The organism is Actinophytocola sp. NPDC049390 (assembly GCF_044466355.1).
Taxonomy (GTDB): Bacteria; Actinomycetota; Actinomycetes; order Mycobacteriales; family Pseudonocardiaceae; genus Actinophytocola.
The window spans coordinates 13,117-25,232 of sequence record NZ_JBITMQ010000014.1; the positions used below are offsets into that span (position 1 = coordinate 13,117).

Below are 12,116 nucleotides of genomic sequence, written 5' to 3' on the forward strand. Positions count from 1 at the left end.
AAAACACCGAGTCGGTCCCACAAAAACCCCCGGTGGTCCGGTTTCGCCGTACAAGGTTTTTTTGTTTTTCTTTTTTGGGGCGGGGTCGGCCGGGTGTGCACGAAACCGACAACTCGATGTGTGCGAGAACGCGACTCGCGGGGGTGGTGTGTCAGAGGTCGCGTTCGCGGAGTTGGCGGCGCATCTCCGACTCGATGCCGTTGCGCCTGCCCATGACGAACCCGACGCCGAGGCACACGACGGCCACGATGATGACGAGCAGCGCGATCATGTTCCCCGCTTCCGGTACGCGAGACCGGCGGCGACGGCCCCGGCCAGTGCCCCCGCGCCGAGCACGGAAGGAACCCCGATCTTCGCCGCTTTGCGGCCCGTGCGGAAGTCCCGGATCTCCCAGCCCCGCTTGCGGGCCGTCTCCCGCAGGCTGCCGTCCGGGTTGACGGCGACGGCGGTGCCCACGACCGACAGCATCGGCACGTCGTTCGCCGAGTCCGAGTACGCGGTGCAGCGCCGCAGGTTGAGGCCCTCGCGGGCGGCGAGCGCGCGGACGGCGTGCGCCTTCGCGGGCCCGTGCAGCATCTCGCCGACGAGCCTGCCCGTGTACTCGCCGTTCTCGCTCTCGAGGACTGTGCCGAGCGCGCCGGTCAGCCCGAGGCGGCGGGCGATGATCGTGGCCAGGTCGACGGGCGTGGCGGTGACGAGCCAGACCCGCTGCCCGGCGTCCAGGTGCATCTGGGCGAGCGCACGCGTGCCGGGCCAGATCTTGTCGGCCATCAGCTCGTCGTAGATCTCCTCGCCGAGCGCCATCAGCTCGGCCACCGAGTGCCCGGCGACGAACGACAGACCGGACTCGCGCGCGTTGCGGATGCCGTCGTGCGTCTCGCGGCCACCGACCCGGAACACCACCTGCTGCAGCGCGAACTTCGCCAGGTCGGAGCTGGTGAAGAACTTCCGCGCGGCCATCCCCCGGGCGAAGTGGAAGATCGACGCGCCCATCATCATCGTGTTGTCGACGTCGAAGAACGCCGCCGCCGTCAGGTCGACCGGCGGGGCGGGCCGCTCCGCGCGGTCGGCATGCTCCAGCGCGACGGCCGCCTCGGCGGACGCCTCACCCGCGATCGTGGCGATCTGATCGAGCGCGGGCTCTTTCCCCCGGCCACGCCACAGGGACACGGCATCGCCTCCGCGGTTTCGGTTACCCGTCTGTTCCAGGTGACAGCGTAGCGAGCACGCCCGAGAGCATTGCTCGCTACGCGCACGTGCCGGTCACATCACACGGTGGCTCAGCCGATGCTCAGCCCGGGCAGCCCGGGCAGGAGCGGCGGCAACTCGATCAGTGGTGGCGATTCGGGCGTCGAGCTGGCGGGCGGGGGAGCCGAGGTGACGGGCGCGGGCACGGACACGGTGGCGCCGGGGACCGGGACCGGCGGCAGGCTCGGGGTCGGCGACGCGGGCGGCAGCGTCGCGCTCGGCGTCTCCGGTCCGGTCGGGAGCCCGGGACTGTCGGTGGGCACGGGCACAGTGGGTGCTGTCGCCCCGGTGGTGGGCGCGGGCGACGGACGCTCACACGCGCTGGTGGCGGGGAGCGCGCCGATGTCGTCGTAGGAACCGGAGGTGATCTGGAAGCAGTCCATGCGGGCCGTGAGGGCCTCCGCGCGGGCCGTGATCTTGTCCAGGAGCGCGTGGGTGGCGATCTCCCGGTTGCGTGCGGCGCCGGGCAGGTGGGGCACCACGTCGCGGAGCCGGGCCGCCTGCTGGGTCGACCAGTCGCGCAGCGAGCCGAGCAGCTTGCCGTCGGTGCTGGTGGCGAGCGCGATGAGCTGGCGGGATCCGGCGGTGGCGTCGGTCTCGAAGTCGGTGAGCGCGGTGAGGTAGGCCCCGACGGGTGCGTCGTCGGGGTCGGGGTAGCGGCGTGCCAGGGTCTCGATCTCGCTGACCCGGGCCGCGGCGAACTCGAGGTGCTTGAGCGCCTTCGACTCGTCGCTGAAGGTGAGGCCGAGCGTGGCCGCCTCGGCGCTGCGCTTCACGCCGTACAGGGCGTCCCCGGGCAGTGCGTCCCTGGCCAGCAGCAGGCTCATCCCGGCAAGCGACCCGACGAGCGCCAGCACGGCCACCGCTGCGACGGCGAACCGGCCGCGCACCCCCGACAACGCCGCACGGCGGGACGCGCGGCCGGTCGCTTCGCTGCGGGGGTCGGACGGCCCCGGTCTGGTGGCCGGTCTCGTGTCCCCGGGTCTGTCCCCGGCCCGCGTGGACCGGCCCGGTCTCGGTTTGTCCGGCCGGTCACCGACCGCCGCCTGCGGTGCCTGCCGTGTGCTCGAGTCGTCGTCGAGCGCGAGCAGGACGCGGTCACGGATGCGCCTGCGTTCCTCGCCGGTCGGCGCGGTCAGCGGTGCCAGCGATCGCAGGGCACGCACGACGGTGCGGTCGTGCTCGTCCGTACTCTCGCTGTCCACGTCTGGGAAAACGATTCCGTGTCGACAAAAGTTACGCGCTACCGGACCTCGGGCGGCAACAGTTGGGCGAGCCTGCGCACGGCCCGGTGCTGCAGGGCCTTCACCGCACCCTCGTTGCGGTCCATCACCGCCGCGGTCTCGGCCACCGACAGGCCCTGGAGGAACCGCAGCACGATGCATTCCCGCTGGTCGTCGCCCAGCTGGCGGACGCAGTCCAGCAGCGCGTCCCTGGTCGCGCCCGCGAGCACCTGCTGCTCGGGGCCGCCGTCGACGGGGCGGGAGTCGTCGACCTCGGCGGTGGCCACCTCGAGCCGGTAGCGGCTCGACTTGACGTGGTCGAGCACCAGGTTGCGGGCGATCGTCACGAACCAGGCGCCGACGTCGCGGCCCTGGTAGGTCACGGACGTGATCTTGCGCAGGCCGCGCAGGAACGTCTCGCTGGTGACGTCCTCGGCCAGCTCCCGGTCGCCGACCCGGAAGAGGACGTAGCGGAACACCACGTCGACATACCTGTCGTACAGCTCACCGAACGCCGACCGGTCACCCTCCTGCGCGGCGTGCACGAGCTCCCACGACCCACCGGTCTCCGGTGGCTCCACGGCGGACTCCTGTCGCGGGACCCGGGCATCGTCAGCCCCCACTGCGTCCCGTTGAACTGGGCGCACGGACGGCATGCTCGACTCCCTCGGCTGCTTCTCCACGGGCCGCACCGCCCGGTGAGACTTCAGCAGCATACGTGTAGTTACTCGATAGTAGGTAGTGCTCCTACCCCTAGGACGCGTGACAGGGTCAACCATGACGTGAGTGAGTCGTGCCACACTGCCCCAAACCCGGGTGGAAGGAAGGTTCGGATGGTCGACACGCTGACCGGCAACGTCGCCGATCTGGTGACCGACGCCGCCGGCAGGGCACCTGGCCGGGCCGCGCTCGTCGACAGCGCATCCGGCCGGACGCTCACGTGGCAGGAGACCGACCGCGCCGTGAACGCGTTCGCGGCCCGTCTGGTGGACGCCGGTCTCGAGGAAGGCGACCGGGTCGCCATCGTGCTGCCCACCAGCGCCGAGTTCTGCGTCGCGCTGTTCGGCGTGCTGCGCGCGGGTGGCATCGCCGTCCCCGCGGCGGCGAACTCGCCGGAGCTGTCGAGGCTGCTCGAGGACAGCGGCGCCCGGTTCGTGGTGGGCGACGGCTTCGCGGCGCCCGACCTGGACGCCGCATCGGACGTGCATCCCGTCGCGCGCGGCGGCGAGGACATCGCGGTCGTCTGCTACACCTCGGGCACGGCGGGCGTGCCGCGCGGCGTGATGCTGTCCCACCGCGCGCTGCTGTCGAACGTCGGCCAGTGCGCCCAGCTGAAGCCGGCGCCCGTGACCGCGACCGACCGCGTGCTGCTCGTGGTCCCCCTGTTCCACCTGTATGGCCTCGGTCCCGGCCTGTTGCAGGTCGCGGCCGCGGCTGCGACGGCCGTGCTGCTGGAGACGTTCGGCGTGGAACGCGCGCTGGCGGTGTGCGCGGAGCACCGGGTGACCGCGCTGGTCGGCGTGCCCGCGATGTACCAGGCGTTCGCCGCGACCGACCCGGAGCGGCTCGCGAACGGTCTGTCCACGGTCCGCCTGCTGACCTCGGGTGCCGCGCCGCTCGCCCCCGCCGTCCTGTCCGCGATCAAGCAGGTGACGGGCCTGCCGGTCTTCGAGGGTTACGGCCTGACCGAGACCGGCCCGGTGCTGACGTCGACGCTGGTCGGCGGGGTCGCCAAGCCGGGGTCGGTCGGTCGCCCGCTGCCGGGTGTGGAGCTGCGGCTGGTGGACAGCGACGGCCGTCCCGTCGGCGTGCCGGGGGACCCAGACGAACCGGAGTGGTTCGACGGCGACGAGCCGGAGACCGGCCGTGTCGCCGCGCGGGGACCGAACCTGTTCAGCGGCTACTGGCCGGACGGCGCCCACGGCCCCGACGACGAGGGCTGGTTCCGCACCGGCGACGTCGGCTACCTCGACGTCGACGGCGACCTGCGGCTCGTCGACCGCGCGAACGACCTGATCATCGTGAACGGTTTCAACGTGTACCCGAACGAGGTCGAGCGGGTGCTCGACGAGCTGCCGCAGGTGGCGGAGTGCGCCGCCGTCGGCGTCCCGGACGAGCGCACGGGCGAGCACGTCGTGGCGGTCGTGGTGCTGCGTGCGGACGCGGCGCTCACCGAGGACGAGGTCCGCGACCACTGCGCGGAACGCCTGGCCCGGTTCAAGGTGCCGAGGGCCGTGCGGTTCGTCGACGAGCTGCCGCACTCGGCGACGGGGAAGGTCCGGCGGGCGTCACTGCGGAGTAGCGTCGCCTGACGTGGTCACTGTGGTGTCGAGGCAGGGCTGCCACCTGTGCGAGGTGGCGGAGGCGGACGTCGAGCGCATCTGCGGCGAGCTGGGCGAACCGTGGGAGGTCACGGACGTCGACGCCGACCCGGAACTGCGCGCCGAGTACGGCGACCAGGTCCCGGTGATCCTGATCGACGGCGACGAGCACGGCTACTGGCGCGTGGAGGAGGACCGCTTCCGGGCGGCCCTGGCGTCCAGGTAGCCGGCACGGGGCGGCCGCCAGCCCCCGGTTGCCGGCCCAGCGGCTCGGGACGTACGTCAGGCAGATGGTCAACGGCGGCTTCGGGTAGATCAGCGGCTCGGGATGGAACGCCACGTCCGGCGACGGTGGGGGGCGCCCATTCACATCGGCCTTGCCCGCGAGCACCGACGCCACCCCGAGCGCCGCGTGGTACTGCGTGTACGGGCCCGTCGGGCACTGCTCCCCGCGCTCGAGTTCGAGCCCGACCCGGTAGACCGCGGCGGGAGAACCGCACTCCAGAACCTCGAGTTCCGCGTCCACGCCGCCCTTGACGACGCGCACGCAGTCGCCGACGTTCGCCTCGTTCGCGCCACGCGAGGTCGTGGGCGGCGCGGTCGGCGTCGACTCCCGCACGGTGGTCGGCCGGTCCGCACCGGACTGTTCGACCTCGTCCCTCAGCAGACCGAAACCCCAGACCGCCAGCCCGGCGACGGCGGCGAGGCAGACGACCGACACGACGACGGTGACGAGCCCGCCGACGGGGCGTCGCCCCTGGCCCGGCTCGCGCGACCGGTTTCCGACGCCCTCCGGCGACGCGCGGGGATCGTTCCACGGGCACCCCACGGGGCCAGGTAAGAACTCCGTAATCGCGGCGAGGTTGAACCGGAGTGCCCGCCGGGACGAACGTAGAGGTGTGCAGCTCGACACCCGGCCCGTCGCGGCCGCCGACCTCGCGTCCAGGCTCCCCAGAGGCCGGGCCGTGGCCGTCGCGTTCGTCTCCCTCGTCGCGGCGCTCGGCGCCGGGCACCTCGTCGCCGGGTTCGTCGGACCGGAGGCGTCACCCTTCCTCGCGGTCGGCAACTGGGTGCGGGACAACTCGCCGCACGCGGTCGTCGAGTGGGCCAAGGACACGTTCGGCACCGCCGACAAGACCGTCCTCTTCATCGGCGTCACCGTCGTCGTCCTCGCCGTCACCGCCGCCGCGGGCCTGCTGTCCCGCACACGGCCGACGCCCGGGCTGGTCGTCGCGGCCGTGCAGGGCGTCGTCGGGTTCGTCGCCGTGCTCACCCGGCCCGACCTGGGGCAGCTGGGCATCGCCGCGCCCGCCGCGAGCATGGTCGTCGGCCTCGTCGTCTTCAACTGGCTGCACAACCGGGCCTGGCCGGTGGAGCAGGACCGGGACAGCCGCCGCCGGTTCCTGCGGGCCGGTGCCGGTGCGGTGCTCGGCGCCGGTGCGGCCGCCACGATCGGGCAGCTGACCGGCAACCGGGTGGACGTCGAGGCGTCCCGTGCCGCCGTGGGCGACCTCACACCGGCGAGCCCCGCGCCGAAGCTGCCGCCGAACGCCGACTTCCCCGGGACGGCCCGCTTCATCACGGACAACCGCGAGTTCTACCGCATCGACACCGCGCTCACGCTGCCCCGCGTCGACGCGCGGGACTGGCGGCTGCGCATCCACGGCCTTGTCGACAGGACCGTCGAGTTCACCTTCGCCGACATCCGCGACCGCCGCCTGATCGAGCGGCCGGTCACGCTGGCCTGCGTGTCCAACGAGGTCGGCGGCGGCCTCATCTCCACCGCGAACTGGATCGGCGTGCCACTGCGCGACCTGCTGCTCGAGGCGGGCGTCCGGCAGGGCGCCGACCAGCTGTTCTCCACCAGCGTCGACGGCTTCACGGCGGGCACCCCCGTCGACGCGCTCATGGACCCCGACCGGGGCGCCATGCTCGCCATCGGCATGAACGGCGAACCCCTGCCCCAGGAGCACGGCTTCCCGGCGCGCATGGTCGTGCCCGGCCTGTACGGCTACGTGTCCGCCACCAAGTGGGTCGCGGACATGGAGCTGACCACGTTCGCCGGCAAACAGGGCTACTGGATCCCGCGCGGCTGGTCCGCCAGGGGGCCGATCAAGACCCAGTCGCGCATCGACACCCCGCGCGACGGCTTCCTCCTCGGCCGTGGCCCGAACACGATCGCGGGCACCGCGTGGGCACAGACCATCGGCATCCGCGGCGTGGCGGTCCGCGTCGACAGCGGCGACGGACCTGGCGAGTGGCAGCCGGCGGAACTGAGCACCGAGGTCGACCTGAACACGTGGCGCATGTGGCGCGTCACCGTCGACCTCCGGCCGGGCGAGCACACGATCCAGGTCCGCGCCACCGACAACCGCGGCCACACGCAGACCGACGCCGAGGCTCCGCCCGCACCCGACGGCGCCACCGGGTGGCACACGGTCCACGTCACGGTCGACTAGCGGTCCAGGGACCTGTTACCCGTCGTTGACAGACTCGGGATGGAGGGACAAAACCGCCGTTCACCGGCGACTTTGTGCCTGCGTTCACAAGCGGCTACCGTATGAACATTCCCATGGGCGTGTCTTTCGAGGAGTATCAGCGTGGCGCAGCGTGGTCAGACTGGCGCGAACGGTAGGAAGCCAGTTCCCGCTGAGAACGCTGCGGAAGTGACGGCGCCCATGCCACCCCTGACCAACGGTCAGGGAGCGCTCTCCCCGCGGGCGATCCCCGAGGCCGCCGTCGCGCGTCTCGCGGTCTACCTGCGCGTTCTGTCCGGCATGAAGGAGCAGGGCACCGGCACGGTGTCCTCGGAGGAGCTGTCCGTCGCGGCGGGCGTCAACTCCGCGAAGCTCCGCAAGGACCTCTCCTACATCGGCACCTACGGCACACGTGGCGTCGGGTACGAGGTCGCGGTCCTCATCGACCAGATCGAACGTGTCCTCGGCCTCACCCGTGAACAGAGCGTGGCAGTGGTCGGCATCGGTAACCTCGGGCATGCACTCGCCAACTACGGCGGGTTCCCTGGCAGAGGCTTCCCGGTGACCGCACTCTTCGACGTCGACCCCGACCTGATGGGCGTGCCCGTCGGTGGGATCCCGGTCAACCACATCGACGACATCCCGACGGTGTGCGTGGCCAAGGAGATCACCATCGGCGTCATCGCCACACCGCCGGCCGCCGCACAGGTCGTGTGCGACCGGCTGGTGCAGGCGGGCGTCGAGTGCATCCTGAACTTCGCCCCGGTGGTGCTGCAGGTGCCCGAGACGGTGGAGGTCCGCAAGGTGGACCTGGCCGTCGAGCTGCAGATCCTGTCGTTCCACCAGGCCAGGCGCGCGGACAGCGCTCCCCCCGGGGAGACCGCGCCGCAGCCGAGGAGCAACGGTCGGGTCAACGGTTCGCCGCGTCACAGTGTCGAGAACAGGCCGAACGGGGCGGTGGTCAGACGATGAGTGTGCTGGCGGTCGGTGTTTCGCACCGGTCAGCGGACGTGCGCGTGCTGGAGCGCGCGACGGTCCCGTCCGGCGAGGTCACCAAGGTGCTCGACGAGCTCATGCGGTGTGCGCACGTCGTCGAGGCCACGCTGGTCACGACGTGCAACCGGGTCGAGGTCTACACGGTCGTGGACGCCTTCCACGCCGGTCTCGCGGACGTGGTCGGCGTCCTCGGCAGGCACTCCGGCCTCGACACGGCGGAGCTGTACGAGCACCTCTACGTGCACTACGCGGCGGCCGCGGCCGAGCACCTGTTCCGGGTGAGCGCCGGGCTCGACTCGATGGTCGTCGGCGAAGCGCAGATCCTCGGCCAGGTCCGAACCGCGTACAACACCGCGCGCGACGCGGGCACCGCGGGCCGCACGCTGCACGAGCTGTTCCAGCGCGCACTGCGGGTCGGCAAGCGCGTCCACGCCGAGACGGGCCTGGACGCCGCCGGTGGTTCGGTGGTCTCCGAGGCGCTGGCCGACGCCGACCGCGTGCTCGGCGGCCTGACCGGCCGGCGCGCGCTGATCGTCGGCGCCGGGTCGATGGGCGGACTGTCCGCCGCCGCGCTGCGCCGCGCGGGCATCGGCGAGATCGTCATCGCCAACCGCACGGTCGAGACCGGCGCCCGGCTCGCCGAGCTGCAGCTGGAGCAGGGCACCCCGGCCCGCGCGGTCGGCCTCGACGACCTGCCCGCGCACATCGCGGCCGCCGACGTGGTGGTCGCGTGCACCGGCGCGACCGGCACGGTGGTCGACGCGGGGATGGTGCCCGCCAGGGTGCGTCCGCTGGTCGTGTGCGACCTGGGGCTGCCGAGGGACGTGGCCGCGGACGTGGCCGACGTACCCGGCGTCACGATCGTCGACCTGGAGAGCCTGCAGCGGCGGCTGGCGGAGTCGCCGAGCGGCCTGGACACCCACCGCGCCACCACGATCGTCGCCGACGAGGTCGGCGCCTACCTCGCGACCCAGCGGTCCGCGGCGGTCACGCCGACCGTCACCGCGCTGCGCCGCCGCGCCGCCGAGGTGGTGGACGCGGAGCTGCTGCGCCTGGACTCGCGGCTGGACCTGGACGCGGCGGCGCGTGCCGAGGTCGCGCAGACCGTGCGCCGCGTCGTGGACAAGCTGCTCCACACGCCGACGGTGCGCGTGAAGGAGCTGGCGTCCGGCCCGAACGGCGTCGAGTACGCGGAGGCGCTGCGCGAGCTGTTCCAGCTCGACCCGGCCGCGCCCGCGACGATCGCCGCGAACATGTCCGGGGGTGAGGCACGATGAGCCGCGTCATCCGCATCGGTACGCGGGGCAGCGCGCTCGCGCTCGCCCAGACCGGCACCGTCGCCGCCCAGCTCGAGGCCGCGGGCGCCAAGGTCGAGATCGTCACCGTCGTGACGCCCGGCGACAAGTCGTCGGCGCCCATCGCCGAGATCGGTATCGGCGTCTTCACCTCCGCGCTGCGCGACGCGCTCGCCGCCGGTGAGGTCGACGTCGCCGTCCACTCCTTCAAAGACCTGCCGACCGCGCCTGACCCCCGTCTCTCCCTCGCCGCGGTGCCGCCGCGGCAGGACCCGAGGGACGCGCTGATCGCACGGGACTCGCTCACGCTGGGCGAGCTGCCCGCGGGCTCTCGGGTCGGCACGGGGTCGCCCCGCAGGGCGGCACAGATCCAGGCGCTCGGCCTGGGTCTTCAGATCGTGCCCATCAGGGGCAACGTCGACACCAGGATCCGCAAGGTCCACGACGGCGAGCTGGATGCCGTCGTGCTCGCCCGCGCCGGGCTCGCCCGGCTCGGCAGGCTCGACGTGATCACCGAGGTGCTCGACCCGATCCAGGTGCTTCCCGCGCCGGCGCAGGGGGCGCTGGCGGTGGAGTGCCGGGTCGACGACGTGGACACCGAGCACCTCCTCCAGTCCATTGTGGACGACGATGCCACCAGGGCGGCGGTCGCCGCGGAGCGGGCCTTGCTGGCCGCGCTCGAGGCGGGCTGCCAGGCCCCGGTTGGCGCTCTGGCCGACGTGGTCGAGGACCTCGACGCGAACGACAAGGTGGTCCACCGCCTGTCGCTGCGCGGGGTCGCGGCCGCGAACTGGACAGCGGGCAGCACGGCCGAAGGGCCCGCTGTCGACCTGATCCGTGCCTCGGCCACCGGTGACCTGACCGAAGGTGAGCAGCTCGGGCGTGCGTTGGCCGCCGAGCTGCTCGAGCTCGGCGCCGGCGCGCTCGCCGGTGACGAGCAATAAGTAATCAAGAGGGAAGTGGCCCAGGAATGACCACCCGTACCCGTAAGTCCTCCGGACGCATCGCGTTCGTGGGCTCGGGGCCCGGCGATGCCGGGCTTCTCACCGTCCGGGCACAGGAGCTCATCGCGCGCGCCGAGCTCGTGGTGATCGACCCGGACGTGCCGGCCGCCGTGCTCGAGCTGGCCGGCCGGGACATCGAAGGCGAGGCCGAGGTCCGGCCCGCCGTCGGCGAGCCGGCCGACGTCGCGAAGGACCTCGTTCACGAGGCCAAGGCGGGCCGCGTCGTGATCCGCCTCGTCTCCGGTGACCCGCTCACGCACTCCGGCCTCGTCGCCGAGGCCCAGGCCGTCGCCAAGACGTCCGCCGTGTTCGACGTCGTCCCGGGCGTGCCCGCCGCGACCGCCGTGCCCGCCTACGCGGGCATCGCGCTCGGCGGCACCCACACCGAGGTCGACGTCCGCGGCGAGGTCGACTGGGCGGGGCTCGCCAAGACCCCGGGCCCGATCGTGCTGCTCGCCAGCTCCAGCCACCTCGCCGAGGCCGCCTCCGCGCTCGTCGAGCACGGCCTCGCGCCGCAGACGCCCGTCGCGGTCACCGCCGACGGCACCGGCGCCGGCCAGCGCACGCTCGACACCACGCTCGCCACGCTCGCCCAGGACGCCGGTGAGATCGCGGGCAACCTCGTCGTCACCGTCGGTCAGGCCGTCGCCGCCAGGACCAAGCTGTCCTGGTGGGAGTCCCGCGCCCTCTACGGGTGGCGCGTGCTCGTCCCGCGCACCAAGGACCAGGCCGGCGAGATGTCCGAGCGGCTGCGGCTGCACGGCGCCATCCCGTCCGAGGTGCCGACGATCTCCGTCGAACCGCCGCGCAGCCCGGCCCAGATGGAGCGCTCCGTCAAGGGCCTCGTCGACGGCCGCTACCAGTGGCTCGTGTTCACCTCCACCAACGCCGTGCGCGCGGTGTGGGAGAAGTTCGAGGAGTTCGGGCTCGACGCCCGCGCGTTCTCCGGCGTGAAGATCGCCTGCGTCGGCGAGGCCACCGCCGAGAAGGTGCGCGGCTTCGGCATCATCCCCGAGCTGGTGCCCTCCGGCGAGCAGTCCTCCGAGGGCCTGCTCGAGGAGTTCCCGCCCTACGACGACATCCTCGACCCGGTGGACCGCGTGCTGCTGCCGCGTGCCGACATCGCCACCGAGACCCTCGCCGCCGGTCTGCGCGACCGCGGCTGGGAGATCGACGACGTCACCGCGTACCGCACCGTGCGTGCCGCTCCGCCGCCCGCGGAGACCCGCGAGATGATCAAGACCGGTGGCTTCGACGCGGTGTGCTTCACCTCGTCCTCGACCGTCCGGAACCTGGTCGGCATCGCGGGCAAGCCGCACACCCGCACGCTCGTCGCCTGCATCGGCCCGAAGACGGCCGAAACGGCGCGGGAGTTCGGCCTCCGGGTCGACGTGCAGCCCGAGGTCGCCCAGGTCCCGGCGCTCGTCGACGCGCTGGCCGAGCACGCCGCCCGCCTCCGTGCGGAAGGCGCGCTCCCGCCGCCTCGCAAGACCAAGCGGGCCCGCCGCTGACGCAGATGCCCTGAAAGACGCTTTCGGGACGTCGACTGTCC

The 12,116-nt window shown here is 72.6% G+C and carries 10 protein-coding genes; 7 read left to right on the top strand and 3 right to left on the bottom strand.

All coding sequences use genetic code 11. The annotated features are described in order from the left end of the window. Positions 1 to 267: 267 nt before the first annotated feature. The 3 genes from ACIBVP_RS33330 to ACIBVP_RS33340 form a co-directional block, all read right to left on the bottom strand. Positions 268 to 1,170, bottom strand: coding sequence for an HAD family hydrolase (locus tag ACIBVP_RS33330; protein ID WP_396110408.1), 903 nt, complete (start codon positions 1,168 to 1,170; stop codon positions 268 to 270). A gap of 110 nt (positions 1,171 to 1,280) precedes the next feature. Further along, complete coding sequence (locus ACIBVP_RS33335) at positions 1,281 to 2,453, bottom strand: DUF5667 domain-containing protein (protein ID WP_396110409.1); 1,173 nt, start codon at positions 2,451 to 2,453, stop codon at positions 1,281 to 1,283. Between the two features lie 38 nt (positions 2,454 to 2,491). Next, on the bottom strand, positions 2,492 to 3,127 hold the full coding sequence (locus tag ACIBVP_RS33340; protein WP_396110657.1) for a sigma-70 family RNA polymerase sigma factor: 636 nt from the start codon (positions 3,125 to 3,127) through the stop codon (positions 2,492 to 2,494). Between the two features lie 177 nt (positions 3,128 to 3,304). On the opposite strand from ACIBVP_RS33340, the gene ACIBVP_RS33345 reads away from it, so the two are divergent. The 7 genes from ACIBVP_RS33345 to ACIBVP_RS33375 all read left to right on the top strand — a co-directional run bounded on the left by ACIBVP_RS33345 (position 3,305) and on the right by ACIBVP_RS33375 (position 12,075). Further along, positions 3,305 to 4,783: an AMP-binding protein gene (locus ACIBVP_RS33345; protein WP_396110410.1), complete on the top strand. Its 1,479-nt coding sequence runs from the start codon at positions 3,305 to 3,307 to the stop codon at positions 4,781 to 4,783. A 1-nt stretch (position 4,784) separates the two neighbouring features. Then, complete coding sequence (locus ACIBVP_RS33350) at positions 4,785 to 5,018, top strand: glutaredoxin family protein (protein WP_396110411.1); 234 nt, start codon at positions 4,785 to 4,787, stop codon at positions 5,016 to 5,018. Positions 5,019 to 5,691: 673 nt separating this feature from the next. Beyond that, positions 5,692 to 7,251, top strand: a complete 1,560-nt coding sequence (locus ACIBVP_RS33355) for a molybdopterin-dependent oxidoreductase (protein ID WP_396110412.1) — start codon at positions 5,692 to 5,694, stop codon at positions 7,249 to 7,251. A gap of 219 nt (positions 7,252 to 7,470) precedes the next feature. After that, a complete protein-coding gene (locus ACIBVP_RS33360) occupies positions 7,471 to 8,241 on the top strand; it encodes a redox-sensing transcriptional repressor Rex (protein WP_396110413.1) in 771 nt (256 codons plus the stop codon). After that, the gene (locus ACIBVP_RS33365) at positions 8,238 to 9,542 is read left to right on the top strand and encodes a glutamyl-tRNA reductase (RefSeq protein WP_396110414.1); all 1,305 of its coding nucleotides are present in this window, start codon (positions 8,238 to 8,240) and stop codon (positions 9,540 to 9,542) included. Before ACIBVP_RS33360 ends, ACIBVP_RS33365 begins: the two co-directional genes overlap by 4 nt. Then, positions 9,539 to 10,504 (top strand): hydroxymethylbilane synthase, encoded by a 966-nt coding sequence (gene hemC / locus ACIBVP_RS33370; protein ID WP_396110415.1) that lies wholly within the window; start codon positions 9,539 to 9,541, stop codon positions 10,502 to 10,504. The genes ACIBVP_RS33365 and hemC overlap by 4 nt, the downstream gene beginning before the upstream one ends. A 26-nt stretch (positions 10,505 to 10,530) precedes the next feature. Further along, complete coding sequence (locus ACIBVP_RS33375; protein WP_396110416.1) at positions 10,531 to 12,075, top strand: uroporphyrinogen-III synthase; 1,545 nt, start codon at positions 10,531 to 10,533, stop codon at positions 12,073 to 12,075. Positions 12,076 to 12,116 lie beyond the last annotated feature (41 nt).